Here is a 20,060-nt window from a genome sequence, read left to right as displayed (position 1 = left end):
ATCTTATGTTTTTAGAAGTTTATATTATAGTAACTTTTTCTTCTTTAAGATTAAAAGTGTAATGAAACAAATTACAAGCGTAATCATACAGACAATTAAGAATCCATAATCACTATGTGCGAATGGCATTCCATCTGTATTTACATTCATTCCATAAAGCCCAGAAATAATTGTTGGTATCGACATAACTACCGTTATGGATGCCAACAGCTTCATAACTGAGTTTAAGGTATTGTCAATAACAGAAGCAAATAATTCCCTGGTACCATTGATAATATCACGATAAATACCTGACATCTCAATCGCCTGCTTATTTTCTATTATAACATCATCTAATAAATCCCGGTCTTCCGGATAGGATTTTATTCTTTCATTGCGTGTCAGTTTATCAAGCACAACACCATTGACACGAAGTGAAGTAGCAAAATACACTAAGGTAGTCTCTAATTCATGTAGCTCAATTAAATCACTGTTCTTCGTATGTTTACTAAGTCTTGCTTCGATTGCCTCTCTCTTTTTATTAATTGTTCTAAGACAATTTTGATAAACCGTGGTGCTACTGTATAATATTTGATATAAAAAACGGCTTTTTTTAGCCGTACTAAATTCTTTCACTTTTTCCATCATAAATGGTTTTAACACGATAGTATCTTCCAGGCATACGGTTACTATTGCTTTCTCCGTTAATATGATAGCCAATGGCATAGTGGTATAAAACTCGTTACCATGCCTTGTTTCTTTGGTCGCTACGTCAATTAAGATTAAGGTATACTTATTTTCAACCTCAATACGGGATGCCTCCTCATCGTCCAAAGAAGCTTTAATATCATTCGTTTCAATGCCAGTCTGACAGGCGACAAATGCGATCTCCTCGGGGGAAGGGTTTGTTAAATTCACCCACACATTTTCTTCAATGTCTTCTAACTGCTTTAACGTACCTTCATTTGTTTTAAAAATTCGAAGCATCGTTTAGCCCCCTTTCAGTTGTTTTTCTTTCTCTTAAAAGTTTACCATATAATAATTTTGGACGCAAATGTTCCTTTTCATTGGACTCTTCCGTTATTTAGATTTAATTGCCTTCTAACAAAGAGCTTACGTTAGATTTCCGATAAGCTATATTATAAATATTTTAGAAAAAATTACAAGTAAAGGTTTTGTATATAATATGATTTTTTGTAATCTTATCGTGAAGTATTCCTCATATTAAAATAACAGTAAAATAATATTATGAAAGGATAGCATCTTATTCAAGTTAACACATTAAGTCAAAAGTAATTAACATAACAGTATTGAAAAAATAAGATAACAGAAAAGTAATAAACCCCTCTCTGTTATCTTATTTTCTATCTTATGATTCGATTTTACTTGTTATATTGTATGAGAAAAATACATTGTGGTTAAAATTACTCTTCTTAGCACAAACTCTTTAACTGATAGAGACACTGATGCTATTTACTCTGCCATCTCTGACATCCATTGATTCTTTGCATGGTAGCTTTGATTCTGAAATCTGTTTTATTTCACCGTCTTCATACTGTAATGTATAGCTTTCTACTTTATATCTTCCTGGTAATAAGGCTTTCTTCTTTAAAAGCTGATAGCATACTGGTATCTTACCAAGGAAGGTTGCCTTAATTACACCATCCTCACCAATTAAATATTCTGGTAAGATAGGTTCTAAGGATAGGTAAAGCTCTTCCTGCTCATACCGGAATGGATTATGTCCAAACATCATAATCTGCCACATATGAACAAATTCCGCTGTGGAACCACTAAGTCTTGCAACAAAGCCTTTTCCATGAATCTTCTCATCAGGATTTGCACTGCTTGCTAAGAACGATGAATTCTCTAAGATACTTCTACCATACTTCTTTTCCTCTAGAAATGGTATTAGGCCATTCTTAAAATCTTCAAAATACTCCTCATATAGCCCTGACTTTAATAATTCTAAGTAATATTTGTATTCCATATGGAGCCAAATAGACTCATTTTCAAGCCACCCCGGTGTAAATGCGGTGGAACGACCTACTTCAAAGGACGCCTTATGCAGTGATTCATTCACCTTATACATCTTAAGCTTACGGTCATACAGATTACTCTCCTTCACGGCTTGATATAATCTCTTCTTTTCCTCTTGGCTCTGTTCGAGCTTAAGGTAATGGACTGGACCTTCTAAGAAATAAGGCATTGACATAAGTTCAAACTCTTTGATGAAGATACCATCTTCTTTCTTTTCATACTCCTTTGCCTTGTAGTAGAAATACGTAGGACAGATTCCTTTTCCAAGCTTTACTGCTTTCTCAATTCCTTTCTTTACAAGGAAAGACCAGGTAGTAAGCATGGCTCTGATATCTTCTACCATGAGAACCTCTTTGGTACCTTCGACACCTAATTTTGTTTTCTCTCTGTAATTTTCCTTACTATTATTCCTTAAATCCCATGCCTCCATGGAAGTAATCTCTCTTCTTGAAACTTCATACAGATTTTCCATTAGTTCTTTTATTTCCAACGCTACTGGAACATTGTTTGGATAACGATTCACGATAGATAAAACAAAGGATATCATACGCTCCAATTCTATTGTTTCACACATAGATGATCCAAAGATTCCCGGCAAACCATTTAATGCATCATACCACCCGGGTTTTCCTGCTTCCATCTCAATACCCATTCCTTCCGGATCAAGGGTAGCAATTTTGATGGAAATTAATAATAAAAGTTTTTCTAATAATGATGTTTGATACACAGAACCTTTTCCATAATCACAACGTAACTGCTTGTGCGCAACTTCTTTTTTACTTCCCTTATCTAGAGACTTATACTGACGAAGTCCATTCTTAGTTTCAACATAACGATTCTGCCTTTTATTTACGATAGCCATTGATTCAAAATAAGTATACGTAATATCATGATAGAATAAGTCTTCTTCTCTCTCCGGATAAATCGATAGAAAAGCTTCCACCAAATCTAAATTATAGGTCCAATGATCCACCCAATAACCTTCTCCGAAGGAAGCTGCGATTTCACTTTCGGAAACTTCCATTACAGAGGATAAGGTGTTCTCTAGTGTCTCTTTATCAGTACATCCCTGCTGTTCTAAGAAACCCAAAAAACTCCCTGGAGTAAACGAGTTTTGAAAGAAGTTGTAACCATTCACCTTTTCTTTGATTGGTAGTATTGATACGGCTTCCTCCATTTTTTCCGAAGGTATACAAAAGGTAGCTTTTTGCACCGCCAACGGATTATATCCATCGATTTGAATCAGATTATAAAACATTTTAATGCATTCATCTTCAACAAAGGGTGAAAATAATACGTCACATCGTCTGTTTTGATTCACATCTCTATAATTTGCATTCCCCTGAGAGTAGTACTCCGGTAACATGCTAAAAAAGTTATAGTCTCTCTCAATATCACCATGTTTTCTGGAATAAAGATAGAATATTTTATCTTTCCCTAACTTTATTGGATAGCCACCACGTAAAATATTATCAAGATAGGTTTGTTTGCAATAGGCATCAAATACAGGCGATGCAGTTTTCGTTTCAATTCCTTTACAAAGATCCTCCGTTAAAGCGATTGCTTCTTCATATTTTTTCTTGAAATATCCCTCTGACACACAACTGGTGGCGAATTCCCGAACAGTAGCAATGCTCTTTGCCTGCCCAATCACCTCATAAATTGTAAACTCTTCTTCTGGCATTAATATTTTTTGTTTTGCAAAGAAACTACAAGGAAGATTATTGGTTACCACCTGATTCTTTCTTAATAAGTAATTGAGTTCTCCCTCTTTAAAGCCAATTGCCTTTGTAAGAGAAGTATCGTAACCAAAAACAAGATAAGGATCTACTAAAACAGGCAGAAGCCCCTTACCATCAATTCCAAAAGAGAAATGTCCCCCAATAACTTCATGAACATCGACAGAATCCTCCATACTGGCTCTTACTTTAAAAAATGGCAAACGCTCTGATAAATTTTCAACTTGCATCCAGGCTTTTGTGGTCTGCCCCATCTCCTTCATTGAATTGAGGCTTACTCCATAGGGTATTAAGGAAGGCATACCATCTAATAGTTCTACTAGATGTTCCGTAGTATCAATATTTTTCACTGTAACTTTTCGAACTAATCCACCAAGCGCTTCATTTGGTAAGGTAAAATATGTAACATTCACACTTATTTTTTGTTCTATCTTTTCTTCCAATTCCAGCTCATTCATTCCGATATACATCGCATGCTCTCTGTCTTCCTCGGTAAATGCTTCCGTATAGGAGTGGTCAATCTTTAAAAAAGTTCGAAACCCATTGGTTTTCGTTATTTGATAAGCCTGATGCGCAGGATAGAATTCCATGATAGAATGATCTTTATCCAACACTCCAAAACTAGTCACTGCCTGTCCCCGATTTACATAAAAACACCAGATTGGAATTCCGTATTTTCCACTAATTCCAGGTAAAAAGCTTGCAAAAGGACTCTCTTTTGCATAATTTCGTATTATAAATCTTCCTTTGTTGTCAAACATATATTTTCCTCCATTCCTATGTAACTAAAGTTTGATCCGAGGATAATGCAGGTACAAAACTTCTAATAAGCCCTTACACAAAGCACATTACAATGACGAAGTCATGCACATTGGTATTTGACTTATAACGCATACATAATCTGCAAACTTTACTAATCTTCATTGATTCTATAGGACGACACTGTTTTCTCTAGGTCTTTTACTGCATCTTCTAGTGCTACCGCAACGAGACCAAGCGCATCGACTGAAGAGGTTTGATTTCCTGCTGTAGACAATAATTGATTCGTTGCAGCTGCTGTTTGTTGTGAGGTTGCAGTAATATTTTCAATTGCTCTTAACGTACCATTCTTTACCTCCTCAATATCTCTCATTCCGTATAATATTGTTTGAAGATCTTCCGATAGCTCAGTTACTCTTTCACCAATATTACCAAATGCTTTCACGGTTCGTTTTAAAGAAACTTCCTGAGAGCCTACAATCGTCTCTGCCTTCTTTGCTGTACCTACAGTTTCCTTTGTCTGTAGTGCAATATCTTCGATAATTTTGGCAATTTCATTTGCTGCATTTTGAGACTGCTCTGACAGTTTTCTAATCTCCTCTGCAACAACAGCAAATCCACGCCCTGCTTCCCCAGCTCTTGCTGCTTCAATGGATGCATTTAGCGATAGCAGATTCGTCTGTCCCGCAATTTCGTTTATTGTTCCAAGGATTGCTTGGATTGCACCTGATTTTATCTGGAGCTTCTCAATATCTTCTATCACGACCTTAGTAACCGAAACCGTATCATTTGCTTTCTTTGTTAATTCCTCAACAACTACCATGCTTTCCGTTACTACCTGCTTTGTAGTTTGCGCTATTGTATCGATATTTGCTGCTTTCTCACTTACTGTCGTGATCTGCTTTGACAAATGATTCATCTGATTTAAGCATTCACAGGAATCTGTTGCCTGCAGGTTAGCACCACCTTCAATTTCTTCCACTGCTTTGCTGATTTCTCTAGTGCCATTTCTCATGATTCCAGAATGACTTGTTAATTCTTTTATATTCGTAAGAACCACATTGCTAACATCCGTCATTCGGATTAATAACTGCCTCATACTAGAAATCATTGTATTAATACCTTGAGATAGATTTGCAAATTCATCTCTTCTTTTTAACATTAGTCTAGTATTTAGATTACCTTCAGAAGCCTCATATAAGGTTTTGTTTGCTTTTTTTATCGTACTTCCGATACCATTTGCTATCTTTCCTCCAAGTATAATTGCAATAATACATGCCACAATAACGACAGCAATCGTAATTCTTAATACCTCGTCTGCCTGTTTTGTAATCATATTCCGTGGGATTAGTGCACAGATCGAAGCATTTTGTTCCTTTAACGGTACCGTTAGAAATAAATATTTCGTTCCATCGTAGGTAACATAGGAGCTATCTCCTAATTGTAAGGAGGTATCGATATCACTGGATTTTTCTTTCATGGATTCATAAAATGGTGTTTCTAGAAACCTAAAACTTTCTTTGTAATCACCGGATAACAGCTCTCTTCCATCTCCTGTCACAAATCCAACGATAGATCCCTCAAGGAAATTCGCATCCTCCATTGCATTAATAAGAAACTCTTTTTTAATATCAATAACAATGAGTCCTATCTTTTTGTTATTGGCATTATAGAGATACCAATTGAGTGAGAATCCATAGTCTCTTCCTTCAATGTTCACGACTTCGTCAAAATAATGATGATAACCGTTCCATTCATATCGTGCCTTCGATTCTATAAACGCTTTACCCTCGTCAGAATTTTGAAAGGTCTGATATAAATTCGCGGGTGCACTGCCACGGGTGGAAGCACCATTACCATAACTGCCAAAAACAAAGATATCTTGCACAACACTATCATTCATCGCATAGGATACAAGATGATTTTGGACGATACGAAACTGTTCCAATTCCTCTGTCTTATTGCCTTCGAAAGCTCCGGAATAATACTTCCTAATACTTTCATTGGTATTAATCTGAGTTGCCTTCCCCTGAACACCTTCAAAACCAAGTTTAAAATAATTTGCCATCATCTCTAGCGTTGATAAACTGGAAGTCTCATAACTATGTATAATCCCTTTGGAGGATTTGCTATAAGAGAGGATTCCAAGTAATATAATAAGTGCAACTGGAACCAGATAGGCACCAATTAATTTGTATCGTACTCGATTACTATATGCCAAAAAACCAGATGTTTTTTTCTGCTTTACTTTTCTTAATTTAGCCCCCATCGTATCTTCTCCTTTGCTACTGCACTGGTTTTACTTTCCCAACATATGAATTTTTTCGATATTCCGATGGTGACACTCCACAGTGATGTTTGAATATCTTCATAAAATGTTTTTCATTTTCATATCCGACTTCATTACTGATTTCCACTATCTTTTTTTCTGTTTCTGTAAGTAATTCTTTCGCTTTTGCAATTCGAAGGTCTTTTAAATATTGAACAAAATAGGTACCGGTATACTGCTTAAAAGCATAGGAAAACAAGGAATAGTTCATCGAAATAAAATTAGAGACAACTGCCATATTTAAGTCCTTGTTGTAATTTTGTCTGATAAAAATTAATGCAGTTTGAATCTTTTGTTTGTTCTTAAAATCAGAGAACTCAGACATAATCCTACCATGAAGTACATTCAGCCATTCCATTAATCTCTTTAAATATTTTATAACGGTATCATATTCATAGATACTCTTATGGTGTAGCACCTGGAAATCATTAAAATCTATCACATTTTGATAATTGCTCTTAATTCCCTCCATTAAATAATGAATAGTATGTTCAAATTCCTCTGGGGTAATCTTTCCACATTTCACATTGTAATGTAGATTTTTGATAAATTTATCATTCTGTTCCCACTTGCTTGTTCCAAACAGTTGGACATATTGATCAATCTCATTTTCCTTATATTCAAATACTATTTCATCGGAAGAGTCGAGTTTAATCTCTTCTCTCTTATTGTTATCTTTCTTATAGTTTTCTTTCTTATTCTTTTCTTTCTTATGCTCTTCTTTCTTATCCTCTTCTTTCTTCTCATTTTTACATAATTTATTACAATAATCTTTATAATCAATCTGATGAATTTCTTGATAAAAGGATTGTTTTCTTGCAAACAATGCTTCTTTAAAAGTAAGCTTTAATTCTTCAAACTCAGTATGTTCCTCACTAAATCCAATATAATCATCACAAAAGATCTTCTGCGCCTGTTCCTTTTGCGATGCTCTCATTATGTATATATTTTGATACTGCATCTTTGTTAAGCCTATGATATCGGTTTCCTTTAACCAATCTTCATTCCAAACATTTGTGCAGCATAAAAGATATGGCTCTTTTTGTAGAAACTCTTCAAAAGCCAACTTACAACCTTCTCTATCTAAGCTAGCATCCTCTAACATGCAATAACGCAACTGCTGTTGCCACACGATATTTCTCTTTTCTTCTTCTTCCTTCTCCTCACAAAGTTCCTTTTCTAACTTTGTTAAAACATCAAATATTTTTTCACGTTCTATTGGTTTTAATAAATAATCCTTAGCTCCACAGCGTAATAACTCAACCGCATAATTAAAATCATCATAACCGCTAATTACTACTGTTTTGGGTACATGCGGCAAGTCTTGAATCTCTTTTACTAACGTTATACCATCTTTCCCAGGCATTCGAATGTCTGTAATCATGACATCGATTACCTCATTTTTTACCACTTCTAATGCTTCTTCCCCATTTTTACATTCTATAATTTGCTCGATTTTAACAGGTGCACGCATTGCGATACTTTTTAATCCCTGCCTGATCATTTTCTCGTCTTCTACAATCAAAAGCTTCTTCATGGAATTCCCTCCCTATCTTAGGATCAATGGTATCTTTACGATAACCTTGGTAAACAAGCCCTCCCTTGATGCTACGCTGATGCCGTAAGGTTCTCCAAAACTAATTTTGATACGATCTTGTACATTCTTTAACCCTATACCATTTCCGGAGCTTCCACTTGTTTCTATCTCACCAGAAATTTTACGTTGCAGCCTTCTAACCTCTTCTTCTGACATTCCCTTACCTGAGTCGGTGATTTCAATGGTACAATAATCCTCAAACACTATCCCCTTCATATAGATGCTCGTATTCTCCGCAATCTCTTCAATTCCATGACAAATCGCATTTTCTATGATTGGTTGTAATGACATCTTAGGTATTTCCTGACTCCAAATAATCTCAGGCATATTAATACTTAAATAGATTTCATAATCAAATCGAAGATTTATGAGGGCCAGATAATTTTTAATATAGTCAACTTCCTCTCTCACTGTTACGTTCTTTGATACCCATTTCATGCTATAGCGTAACAACTTACCAAGCGAGGTAACGGCATCTGCTATATCGTAACGTTCCTCCACCTCTGCCATCATCTTAATGGATTCCAGTACATTATAGATAAAATGAGCATTGATTTGATTCTGTAGTGCCCTAATCTCACTATCTTTCACTAAAAGTTCTCTTTTTAATTGATCCTCCATCAAACTAGTAATCGTATCCATCATGTCATTAATCTGTCCGCTTAATTGACCGATTTCATTACTAGAACAGACAGGGACTCGTATCGCTAAATCCCCCTCCTTTACCTTCGTAACCGTATGAATTACTCGATAAAAATCACGAAGTACCAAGCGAACCAGGAAATTTGCTGCAAAAATTAGAACCGCCACAACGCCAAAGAATCCAATAAGGAATACATTTCTCTTTTCATTAATATCTTGAAAAGCTTTCTTTAAAGATACAATCTTAAGCAGATGTCCATTAAACTGCTCCAGCGGAATATACCCAACTACGACTGGTTCTTCATCAAGATACATATTGTAATAATAAGATTCCTTGGTATCCTTAGGTATTGTTTTAAATACTCCCTCCGCAAATTCTACCCATTTCTGATTGTGATCTCCTTCACCATAAAAATACGTCCCCTGCTCATCTACAAAACAGGTCCACTGCTCTTCATCTGCTTCGTAGATATCGGGAAATAAAACATCCATCTTCGTAGCTACTTCGATTAACGCATTGATCTTTTTCTTGGAAGCACGAACTTTCGTGGTGAGCGATACAATATGTTTCGATGGTTTTAATACATAATAAGGGAAAATGGTGTCTACATAATCAAAATTCCATACCATCTTTCGACTATCCTCTTTTTCATACCAATCAAAGTTATCCAATCGATCCATATGATAAAGGATAGGCATCATTTCTGGAACTTTTTTGGTTGGTATGTAAATTCTTATTTGATAAAGATAAGGATTACTATTTACTAATCGTTCAATGTTTCGGACATCAATTCTTGAGAATTCTAATAGTTCATTTTTATCCACAACTTTGGAGTTTTGAAACTCTATTAATTTGTCCCAAAAATCTTCACTGTTTAAGATAACCTGAGTTGACATATGACATAGTTCCACATTTTTTTGAATATGGTTATAGCTTTGATTAATGCTAATTTCAACATTTTTTACTTTTTCTTTTATTATGGATTCCCTCATGTTTTGAAAAAGTAGGACAGCTAAAATAACCATAGGAATCACTATGGTCCCAATGATCAATACCGTTATTTTATGATTTAACTTCATTGTTTGAAAAAGCTGTTTAAGTTTTCTCATAGCGACACCTATTCCTGCACTTAGAATCGTGCATTTTTATGTTTATGTCAAAACTAAGCTCCAACTTGATATGGGAAAAACAACCTGTAAAATTCCTTAGAACAGGCTGTTTTTCCAACACACGATATCAGATTATAGCGATAAGACTATTTGATTCTATTTTACTTAAGTCCTAATTCCAATTTTACTTAAGTCCTAATTTTTCTTTTGCTACGTTCATCATTCCGGTCTTTGTTTCAAGAACTTTATCAATACCGAAATCTTTTCTCTTCTGAATGAATGCGTTCCAGATATTATCAAAATCTGCTTCTGTCTTAGCTAATAATAACTGTGGTAATACAACACCCCATTCATTATCTACCTTACTCTGGATATCACTTTCATCGGAATCTGCTGCAAGGCTTACATCATATTGGGATACTGAAATTACATATGGGAAGGTCCAGCGCTCCATCTGTCCAAGTGGTTCTGGTGTTTCAACAGCCCATTTTAAAGACATTGCATTGTCCTGGAACATCCAGTAGCAGGAATCTGCTCCATACTGTTTATCATAAGCAGTACGGTCTGTTGTTAAAAGCTCCTTAACTTCTGGTTTCATTGTCTCTTTACCATCTACATAATCCCAAGTTACACCTTCCACACCTAACCAAGTCATGTGCTGTCCACGTTCACTCATTAAGTAGGAACATAATTGGATTGCACGATCAGGGCGCTCACATTTCTTAGAAATCATGGTTACACACCAGCCATTGATACCTGTTCCAGGTAACGTATAAGCATCACCTTTGGAGTTCTTTGGTCCATCTACTGCGATATAGATACTGTTTGGATCGTTCTTATATAATACTTTTTGCTGATCTGCTAAGTCGGTTCTCTGATATAACATGCAGAAGTAACGTCCCTGTGCAATCTTTTCTTCCATCTGTGCTCTCTTGTCAACAAAGATATCTTCTTTTAGAAATCCTTCTGCACCTAACTCACGGAATGCTTTTAACCAACGAACTAACTCAGCATCGGTATATCTGTCATAGTACTGTCCATCTTTTTCATATGGAATTGCTAAGAAGTTTGATAAATACTGGTCAAAAGATACATTACCAGTTGCTCCGAATTCATGAGCACCCACTGGAATGATTGGCTGTCCATTCACTTCTGGGAACATAGCTGCCGCAGCTTTTACTGCTGCAATAAATCCTTCTGGTGTTGTCATATCTGGGCTTCCAATTGCTTCATACATATCTTTTCTTACAAGAAAAGTCTGATTGGAAGAGATGTTATCATATTTTTCATAATCCTGTGGCGAGAAAGAAGAGTTTGGATATCCATAGATATGTCCATCATCTTTTGTGAACCAGCCAATACGTCCTTCATCTGCTACTTCAAACCAGTAAGGATCATACTGTGTTGCAAGTTCATCCAAAGCATAAACCATACCATCTTCAATCATCTGATTTACTTGACCTTCCCACCAGCCAAGTGTTAATAAATCTGGTAAAGAATCTGATGCGATCAAGGAATTTAACTTCTCTGCTTCGTTACCAGCTGGAACGATAAATTCAATGTTACATCCTGTTTCTTCTGTGATTGTCTTGGAAACTAAGTTCTCACCCCAAGGAGTAGTAAACCAAGAGAAGTTTATGTACCATGTTAAGTCAACCTTATCGGATGCGTTTTTCTGCCAACCAGGGACTACTTCTTCCTGATTGTTATTATCCTTGGTTCCATCTGTAGTACCATCTGCTGCTTTAGTTGGTTCCGTTGTCGCCCCCACTGTTGGTTCCGCTCCGGTTGGTTTTTCTTTCTTCTCACCACATGCAGCGAGAGAAAACAGCATTGTAAAAACCAATAGTAATGCAATCCATTTTTTGCTACCCATTTTCATTGTAAAATCCTCCCTTAATATTTTATTCCTTAACTGCACCTATCATCATTCCTTTTACAAAGTATTTCTGTAGGAATGGATAAACACAGCATATAGGTAATGTTGTAATAACCATAGCTGCCAATTTTATCGCGGTTGAAGTACTGTCTTTTGCACTGATATTAGAGGCTATGGAACCTGCCATCTGCGAGGACTGTACCTGTGCTACCATTCGATAAAGATAGGTCTGAATTGGCTCCAGAGAACGGTTATCTGTGATATACATTAAACCACCAAAGTAGTCATTCCATTGTCCAACTCCTGCAAACAAAGCGATGGTTGCTAACACAGGTTTTGATAACGGAAGTATTACCTTACGAAAGATGGTAAAATCATTGGCCCCGTCAATTTTTGCAGATTCCTCCAATGCTTCAGGAATCTCTCGAAAGAAATTAATCATAATAAGAAGATTAAAAAAGTTAAATGCTGCCGGAATAACATAAACCCAAAAATTATTTAATAATCCAAGCCCCTTAAATAAAAGGAAGGTTGGTATTAAGCCGCCAGAGAAAAACATTGTAACCGTTCCAAATGCCATATAATACTTTCTTCCAATTAAGTTTTTCTTGGAAAGCGGATAAGCTACCATAGCGGTAAATAGTACGTTAACTGTGGTACCAATTAAAGTCTTTGCGATGGTTACCTTAAAAGCCTGTAGTACACTGCTATCACTGAATACTGTCTTGTAATTTTTCAAGGAGAACTGCCTTGGCCACCAATAGATACCTCCCATTAATGCATCCGTTGCATCATTTAAAGAGTTAACGATGACATACCATATTGGATAAATACAGATAAAGCAAATAAACAACATGAATATCGTATTTAGAATATCGAAGATTAAAGTTCCCTTGGAACGTTTGATTTTAGATGATACACGTCTTTTCATATTGCAACCTCCTAGTATAATGACCTGCCAAGCAGTTTCTTGCTGGAAAGGTTCGCTATTAACAGAAGCATTAAAGCGATTACTGACTTAAACAGGTTAACTGCTGTTGCATACGAATATTTACCGAGTGTCATACCAACTTGATATACGTAAGTATCAATTACTTGGCTTCTGGAAATATTAATCTGATTTTTTAGAATCATAATCTGATCAAAATTAGCATTTAATAAACCAGAAATCTGTAAAATCAACATGATAGCGATAGTTCCTTTAATTGATGGTAAGGTAATTTTCATTATCTTTTGCATCTTGGAGGCCCCATCTACTGTAGCTGCTTCATAGAGCTGTTGATCCACCGAGGAGATGGCAGCCAGATAAATAATTGCTGACCATCCAAGTTCCTTCCAGCTGTCTGAGATTAATGCTACTCCCCAGAAGTATTTGGGATTACCAAGATAGGAAACCGGCCCGCTTGTAATATGTAGAGCTTGAAATAATTCATTAATAACACCGGTACTATTTAACCAAGTTGTTAAGATTCCACCGAGTACTACCCAAGATAAAAAATGTGGTAAATATGATATTGTTTGCGTAAACTTCTTGAATTTAAGATTTCTAATCTCGTTAAGAAGTAATGCAAAAATAATTGGTAGCGGAAATCCTATGATTAACTTTAATAAACTAATACCAATTGTGTTTATCATAATGTTGCTAAAGTTGGAATCCTGAAAAAACTCCTCAAAATATTTAAACCCCACCCAAGGAGCTTCTGCAATCGATTTGGTTATTTTAAATTTTTTAAAAGCGATTACAATACCACCCATAGGAATATAGTTGAAGATAAACATCCATATAAGCCCTGGGATAACCATAAGCTGAAGATATTTCTGATTCATAAACTTACGCATGGTAACCGATTTTTTTCGTTTCTTAAGATTACTCATCTCTGTCATGGTCTGTCCTCCGTTTCTTGTTCTATCTTTATTATAAAGACCATAGACCTTGATTATAAGGAACCGTATTTTGAAAAGGTGTCATTTTTTTAGTATGAGTTTCCCCTATGTTTAGTTTCAATTATGTAATAGTTGTGCTCTTGGTATAATCCATTAAGTTGACCTTTCAACCAGGTATCGAAGGATTCATAATATCTACTTTTTCCCACACACTATCATTTACCTTCACTTGATACTCTTTTTTTAGCTCTTTGTAATTTTCTTCAAAGCGTTGTTGTGCTTCTTTTTCATCCGTTGAGAGTGTTATGAGATAGTCCTCATAATATTTTGTCGAAAGTGATATTTTCTTTTGTATCTCTTTTATTAGTTCGTCCGTTAATCCTAAGGCTTGTAGTTCGTTTGCTGGTATTGTTTTTTCAATATCCTTTGCTTGGTCTTGGCATATCGAAAGTTCTTCTTCTGTTAAGGAATATCCTTCTTTTTCTGCCATCTTATATAAAATTTCATACTTTATTGCATTATCAAGTGCATATTGTTTCATTTGATCTGCCATTGTAACGGATGGCTCATATTCTTTCTTCCAAAAATCTTCTTCTCCTAAAAATGAGGCATAGAGTTCTCCTTGCATCTTAGCAAGTAGAACATGATACATCATTTCATCTAAGGTTATGGTTGTTTCTCTCACAGAGACTACAGAAGAATCTACAGTTAAGGAAACTTTTTTACCACAACTATTTAGTACCAATAGAAGACAACTTAGAAAAAGGACAAAACTTAACTTTTTATAATGTTGCATATTTAGCCTCCATGCTGCGACTAGTGGTAGGAGCAACAAATAGCTCAAGTATGTCACAGCGCAAACTTGAGTTACTTTTATTGCTACTGTAATAGTTATTTTAATTACTACTACAAGTGTTACTCATATTACTACAGTAAGAGTTACTTTTAATTGCAATTATAAGTGTTACTCTTCTGAGCAGATTACTGTAACGATACTATGAGAACTTAGCTTTATTTCCTTACCAATTCCATTCTCCTTAAGTACTACGGTTTCCTCGTGATCTGATTTATTTAATAGAATCACAACACGCTCTTGGTTTGGATTAAGAAAAGCTGCTACTTCAACATGATCCGTATACTTGGTATAAGCAATCCGTTTTGCACCTGGCATAATATACTTACTAAAGTGACCTATATAATAGTAAGAAAGATTAAATAAAATACTATCCTCCTCTAAATTACACATGATAGGTGCTTGACAGAAATTTCCCACATGATTTGGTCCGCCCTTCTCATCGAGTAGAAGATTCCAGTCTATATATCCATGCATTCCATGATTTAAATTTCCTAAGATATCATGAGCATACATTTCTGCTTTCCAAACTTCAGAAGAATCAAAAAATCTCCCATACTCCACACAACCTTCTGTGAATAAAAGCTCCTGTTCCGGAAATTGTTCTCTCACTAAATCAAGCGCCTCAAAATGATCTCCGGTATACCAATGAAAGGCTACACCGCTAATGTACTCTCTTGCCTTAGTATCAGAGAGGATTTCTTTTGCTCGTTCATATAACAATTCTTTATTATGGTCCCAAATATATATTTTCAGATCAGAAAGACCCTCTTCCACTAATACTGGTCCAAGATAATCTCTAACAAATTCCATCTCCTGCACTGCACTATAACGGCAGGAATCCCACACCTGCGTTGCTTCTGGCTCATTTTGTACCGTAAGCATGGAAATAGTAATTCCGTCTTTTTTACAATCCTTCACATAAGTTGCTATGTATTTCGCCCAATCTTTTTTATATTCCTCTTTTAATTCACCTCCATGATTCATATCATGATTGGTCTTCATAAACGCTGGTGGAGACCAAGGTGACGCTAAGAAAGTTATAGGACTCTTGCTAAATTTCATTGCTGCTGTTACCATAGGTACTATATATTCCCGGTCTCTATCTCGGTTAAACTTTTGATTCCCATCTTCTCCTTCTTCTAGATATGCATAGTTTGATAAGGAAAAATCACAACTATTGATATGTGTTCTTCCTAAGGTATAATGAATACCATTCGTGCCAAAATAAGCATCTAAAACTATCTCTTTCTTCTCCTTACTAAGTTTTGAGAAATTATATCCGGAAGCTTCTGTAAATGCACCACCAAATCCTCGAATGATTTGGTAAGTTCGTTCTGGATAGATGTTTACAACCTGATTACTCCCTACTTCTTTGGCTATTAATTCCTCTGATTCTTGTAAAAATAAATTCTTATGATAATCTGTTGTTACTGTCCTAATTCTCATTCCAACCTATCTCCTTCCTATTTCTTACTACACATAACATTCCCTTTCTGGTTGCAGATTTAAGATAGCCATTCCTAGTGTTCTTTTCCTATTGCATTTGCCCAAACTATAGAGTGCCTATTTCAAAATAATATAAAGAAAAGGGTATTTGCAATGTACCTTCTTAAGAAGAACTACTATTAACAAACCCCTTTTTATCATAACGAAAATCACACCCTCCTATCATATCTTTATTTCTAATATGGTGTCATTTTTTTAGTTTCACTTAACCTTTTACTGCTCCTGCAACAAGACTTTGCTGCACTTGATTACTTAGTAAGAAATAAATTAGAATCGTTGGTAAGGTTGCGATTACCATACCTGCACCAATTAATCCCCAATCGGTAGAATATTGTCCGGCAAAAGACATGATTCCAACCGGTAGAGTTCGATAGGTGGAGCTATCCACGAGCGTATTTGCAAACATCAATTCATTCCATGTTGAAAGAAAGGTAAAGATGGATGCAGTAGCAATCGCTGGCTTAATAATTGGTAGTATGATTTCTAAAAAGCAACGGAAAATTCCACTTCCATCGATATATGCTGCTTCTTCGATTTCCTTTGGTATCCCTTTATAAAAACCTGTCAAAATCATAATACTCATTGGAAGTGCAAACGAAATATATGGAATTAATAATCCGAGATACCCACCCTTTAATCCCAAACGATCTAACACTTGAAATAAAGGAAGTAAAGCAGCCTGAGTTGGTATCATAATTCCAAGTGAGAATAAGCCAAAAACGAAGCCACTAAGCTTCCATCTCATTCGAGCAATCGCATATGCTGCCATCGCAGAAAATAATCCGGATACGATTACCGTCACAAAGGAATAAAAAACTGAATTTAAAAAGTATTGTAAGATACCGCCATCGGTTAGCGCGGTTTTATAATTGATCCAACGAAATTGTCTAGGTAGTCCAATGATATTTTCTCCAAAGATTTCAACATTGCTTTTCAATGAAAACGTTATCAACCAATAGAGTGGAAATAGCTGTGTAATTGCAATCAGAATTAAGATAAAAAGTAACATAATCTTTTTTACCTTTTTTGTTGTTATTTTCTTTCCCTTCATAGTTAGCCTCCATTCTGCGACTGTTTTTGGGAGCAGCTAATGTAGTGAAAGTTTTTTCATCTTTCACTCTAGCCTCAATCTTTTCTTAGATTGCTGATGCATTGTCTTCTGCTTTTTTAAACATTCTACCAATCAGATAACTAAACAAAAGACATTCCACAACAATTAAAAAAGCTTGCGCACTACCATAACCATATAAGCCACGACGGAATAAACTATTGTACATTAATGTTCCTGGAACCTCACTTGCATGATTTGGCCCGCCTCCAGTCATAACATAGATTAAATCAAAGGCACGAAGAGACCCTGTCAGGGAAAAGATAAGGCAGGTTTTGATTACTGGAGCTAACAAAGGAATGGTAATCCGAAATGAAATTTGACGATTTGTTGCTCCATCGATCTTTGCCGCTTCATAATAGTCGCTAGAAATTGACTTTATCCCTGCATAAAATAAAAGCATATGATAGCCAATATATTGCCAAACTGCAGGAATTACTGTTGCTATAAATGCAGTAGATGGAGTGGAAAGCCAGGAAAATTCAAACTCCTTGTTTCCAAACAGTCGAATTATCATATTCAGCAATCCATATTCACTGTGAAACATCTTCATCCACAACTGTCCGATTACCATACTTGAAATGACAACTGGTACAAAATAGACTGTGCGAAAGAACTTTTCTCCTTTTACACCTCTTGCTAAAATTATCGCGATTAATAACGAGATAGGTAACTGAATAAAAATTGAAGCTCCTGCCAGAATAAATGAGTTTACTATTGCTTTAGAGAAATATTGATCTTTGGAAAATAAATCAATATAATTTTGTAAACCAATAAAGTTCTTAGTACCTACTCCATCATATTCAAACAAACTATAGATACCAGATGCTACCAAAGGCGCAACAACAAAGCAGAGAAACAGCAACAATGCAGGTAAAATAAAGAATGCAATTGTTCTCTTCTTACCTAACATACGATCCATAGATATTCCCTCCCATCCTAAATTCAAGGGCGTTTGTCAGACAAAGTGAACCCTTTTCAGTATTTTTGCTTATAAAAAGGGCTGTGTAAAATGACAGTTACCTATTCATTTAGACACAGCCTTTCTTTACCTTCCTTGCGAAAAGATAAGATTACATCATTTATCTTATTAACCTATCGTAAGCTACCCTTCTATTACTTATTAATTGCCGCTTGATGTTCTTCAATAAATGCTGTTACATCAGCATTTGGTGCAAAAAGTGTCTGTACTTGTTCATTGTGAATCGTTGCTGGATTAGCATCTAAAGAAGTATCCCATGCTAATACACCTTCTACACTATCCGCTAATAAGCCTTTGATCTGAATAAATAAAGGATTTAATTTACTCTCATCTAATTCGACATTCCAACCACAGAAGCCAGTACCGGTTTCATAAGCTGCTTTACCCATCTTCTCATTGATATAAATTGCGAATTCAGCTGCTTCTTTTTCGTACTTTGTATTCTTATTCACCCAGAAGGACTCAACAAAACCACCAGCATAATCTGTAGCATTTCCCTTACCTTCAATCACTGGAATCTTACAAGCTACTACATTCTCAGGATTTATTGTCGCTGTGGTATCTGTATATACTTGATTCGCAAACCAGCTTCCCATTATCCTTATCGCAGCCTTTCCACTGATAAAGGCTGAGTTTGCATCATCATTGCCAGATTCTAAAGGATTTTTACCGAAGGCACCCATTTGATATAAATCTACAACCTTCATAGCTGCTTTAGCATATCCTTCTCCTTCAAACTTTGCATTGCCACTTAACATGGAATTAATACTTGTTGCACCAACTTCACGAAGTGCTAATGCCTGATATATAAATGCTGCATTCCAACCATCTTTGGCTCCTGCAGCGATTGGTGTTACACCGTCTAAAGTTTTCAACTTATCAACTGCTGCTACAAGCTCATCGTAAGTTGTTGGAATTGTTGCACCTGCCTGATCAAACAGTTCTTTGTTGCAAAACATCGTCATATACCAGGAAAACATCGGTACAGAATATGTTTTTCCGTCGTATACAAATGCTGTGGTTGAACCAGGAAGTATCTTCGCCTTTACCTCTTCTGTCAGATAATTGTCAAGTGCAAGTAATTTATCTGCATTCACAAGCTTTCTAGCCATTCCTGCACCCCAGTAGTAAAATACATCAATACCACTTGCTTTTCCTGCAAATTCAGCTGAAATCTTTGTCTTATATGCTTCCGTATCTAATGTCTGTGTATTTATCTTCACATTTGGATGATCCTTTTGATATGCTGTTACTGCTTCATCATAAAGTTTTTTTAATTCATTAGTGTCATTCGACCATTGATGCCAAACATTAAGAGTAATTGTATCTTCCCCATCTTTATTAGATGCTTTATCATTGTTCTTGCCACAAGCTGCCATACTAAAGGTTAATGTTCCAACTAAGAATAATGCTGCTATCCTTTTTACTAATTTTCTCATAATACCCTCCATTCTTACGCTTTAGCGCCGTTGTATAACAATATTAACTTTGCGCACTTGCACATAATTGTTGAAAATTTTCCTTTCAACATACCTCCATTTGTTTCAGCTTTCCTAAAACCCCTATCCAATTTCTAATTACAATGATTCTCCTATCTGTGACCTTATCCTGCTCGCTTGCAAGACGGCATCAAAAGCCAACTACATTCCT

Annotated in this window: 13 protein-coding genes; all 13 read right to left on the bottom strand. The window is 35.7% G+C overall.

Translation table 11 applies throughout. The annotated features are described in order from the left end of the window. Positions 1 to 24: 24 nt before the first annotated feature. A complete protein-coding gene (locus CC92_RS0120355; RefSeq protein WP_029501685.1) occupies positions 25 to 966 on the bottom strand; it encodes a magnesium transporter CorA family protein in 942 nt (313 codons plus the stop codon). Between the two features lie 460 nt (positions 967 to 1,426). Continuing rightward, entirely contained in the window at positions 1,427 to 4,519 is a 3,093-nt protein-coding gene (locus CC92_RS0120350) for a hypothetical protein (protein ID WP_029501686.1), read from the bottom strand. 152 nt (positions 4,520 to 4,671) lie between these two features. Continuing rightward, entirely contained in the window at positions 4,672 to 6,786 is a 2,115-nt protein-coding gene (locus CC92_RS0120345; RefSeq protein WP_029501687.1) for a methyl-accepting chemotaxis protein, read from the bottom strand. 16 nt (positions 6,787 to 6,802) lie between these two features. Continuing rightward, positions 6,803 to 8,383, bottom strand: a complete 1,581-nt coding sequence (locus tag CC92_RS21270; protein ID WP_034218355.1) for a response regulator transcription factor — start codon at positions 8,381 to 8,383, stop codon at positions 6,803 to 6,805. A 12-nt stretch (positions 8,384 to 8,395) separates the two neighbouring features. Then, positions 8,396 to 10,195, bottom strand: a complete 1,800-nt coding sequence (locus CC92_RS0120330; RefSeq protein WP_029501688.1) for a sensor histidine kinase — start codon at positions 10,193 to 10,195, stop codon at positions 8,396 to 8,398. A 184-nt stretch (positions 10,196 to 10,379) separates the two neighbouring features. Continuing rightward, the gene (locus tag CC92_RS0120325) at positions 10,380 to 12,077 is read right to left on the bottom strand and encodes an extracellular solute-binding protein (RefSeq protein WP_031420742.1); all 1,698 of its coding nucleotides are present in this window, start codon (positions 12,075 to 12,077) and stop codon (positions 10,380 to 10,382) included. A gap of 22 nt (positions 12,078 to 12,099) precedes the next feature. Beyond that, positions 12,100 to 13,005 (bottom strand): carbohydrate ABC transporter permease, encoded by a 906-nt coding sequence (locus tag CC92_RS0120320; protein ID WP_029501690.1) that lies wholly within the window; start codon positions 13,003 to 13,005, stop codon positions 12,100 to 12,102. An 11-nt stretch (positions 13,006 to 13,016) separates the two neighbouring features. Then, on the bottom strand, positions 13,017 to 13,958 hold the full coding sequence (locus tag CC92_RS0120315) for an ABC transporter permease (RefSeq protein ID WP_029501691.1): 942 nt from the start codon (positions 13,956 to 13,958) through the stop codon (positions 13,017 to 13,019). Between the two features lie 166 nt (positions 13,959 to 14,124). After that, the gene (locus CC92_RS0120310; RefSeq protein WP_029501692.1) at positions 14,125 to 14,754 is read right to left on the bottom strand and encodes a hypothetical protein; all 630 of its coding nucleotides are present in this window, start codon (positions 14,752 to 14,754) and stop codon (positions 14,125 to 14,127) included. A 168-nt stretch (positions 14,755 to 14,922) separates the two neighbouring features. Further along, positions 14,923 to 16,260: a glycoside hydrolase family 30 protein gene (locus CC92_RS0120305; protein WP_029501693.1), complete on the bottom strand. Its 1,338-nt coding sequence runs from the start codon at positions 16,258 to 16,260 to the stop codon at positions 14,923 to 14,925. 265 nt (positions 16,261 to 16,525) lie between these two features. Further along, the gene (locus CC92_RS0120300) at positions 16,526 to 17,371 is read right to left on the bottom strand and encodes a carbohydrate ABC transporter permease (RefSeq protein ID WP_029501694.1); all 846 of its coding nucleotides are present in this window, start codon (positions 17,369 to 17,371) and stop codon (positions 16,526 to 16,528) included. An 85-nt stretch (positions 17,372 to 17,456) separates the two neighbouring features. Beyond that, positions 17,457 to 18,350, bottom strand: a complete 894-nt coding sequence (locus CC92_RS0120295) for a carbohydrate ABC transporter permease (RefSeq protein WP_029501695.1) — start codon at positions 18,348 to 18,350, stop codon at positions 17,457 to 17,459. 194 nt (positions 18,351 to 18,544) lie between these two features. Beyond that, a complete protein-coding gene (locus tag CC92_RS0120290) occupies positions 18,545 to 19,849 on the bottom strand; it encodes an ABC transporter substrate-binding protein (protein WP_155998258.1) in 1,305 nt (434 codons plus the stop codon). Positions 19,850 to 20,060 lie beyond the last annotated feature (211 nt).

Source organism: Lachnoclostridium phytofermentans (assembly GCF_000733755.1).
In the GTDB taxonomy this organism is placed as follows: domain Bacteria; phylum Bacillota; class Clostridia; order Lachnospirales; family Lachnospiraceae; genus Lachnoclostridium; species Lachnoclostridium phytofermentans_A.
The sequence above is the reverse complement of the archived record's forward strand: the minus strand, read 5'-3'. Positions and strand labels throughout refer to the sequence as shown.

Excerpts from the sequence above, each read along its gene's own strand:
- CC92_RS0120330 (WP_029501688.1), bottom strand. The coding sequence starts at position 10,195 with ATGAGAAAACTTAAACAGCTTTTTCAAACAATGAAGTTAAATCATAAA.
- CC92_RS0120295 (WP_029501695.1), bottom strand. The coding sequence starts at position 18,350 with ATGGATCGTATGTTAGGTAAGAAGAGAACAATTGCATTCTTTATTTTA.
- CC92_RS0120325 (WP_031420742.1), bottom strand. The coding sequence starts at position 12,077 with ATGAAAATGGGTAGCAAAAAATGGATTGCATTACTATTGGTTTTTACA.
- CC92_RS0120315 (WP_029501691.1), bottom strand. The coding sequence starts at position 13,958 with ATGACAGAGATGAGTAATCTTAAGAAACGAAAAAAATCGGTTACCATG.
- CC92_RS0120310 (WP_029501692.1), bottom strand. The coding sequence starts at position 14,754 with ATGCAACATTATAAAAAGTTAAGTTTTGTCCTTTTTCTAAGTTGTCTT.
- CC92_RS0120350 (WP_029501686.1), bottom strand. The coding sequence starts at position 4,519 with ATGTTTGACAACAAAGGAAGATTTATAATACGAAATTATGCAAAAGAG.
- CC92_RS21270 (WP_034218355.1), bottom strand. The coding sequence starts at position 8,383 with ATGAAGAAGCTTTTGATTGTAGAAGACGAGAAAATGATCAGGCAGGGA.
- CC92_RS0120320 (WP_029501690.1), bottom strand. The coding sequence starts at position 13,005 with ATGAAAAGACGTGTATCATCTAAAATCAAACGTTCCAAGGGAACTTTA.
- CC92_RS0120355 (WP_029501685.1), bottom strand. The coding sequence starts at position 966 with ATGCTTCGAATTTTTAAAACAAATGAAGGTACGTTAAAGCAGTTAGAA.
- CC92_RS0120290 (WP_155998258.1), bottom strand. The coding sequence starts at position 19,849 with ATGAGAAAATTAGTAAAAAGGATAGCAGCATTATTCTTAGTTGGAACA.
- CC92_RS0120300 (WP_029501694.1), bottom strand. The coding sequence starts at position 17,371 with ATGAAGGGAAAGAAAATAACAACAAAAAAGGTAAAAAAGATTATGTTA.
- CC92_RS0120305 (WP_029501693.1), bottom strand. The coding sequence starts at position 16,260 with ATGAGAATTAGGACAGTAACAACAGATTATCATAAGAATTTATTTTTA.
- CC92_RS0120345 (WP_029501687.1), bottom strand. The coding sequence starts at position 6,786 with ATGGGGGCTAAATTAAGAAAAGTAAAGCAGAAAAAAACATCTGGTTTT.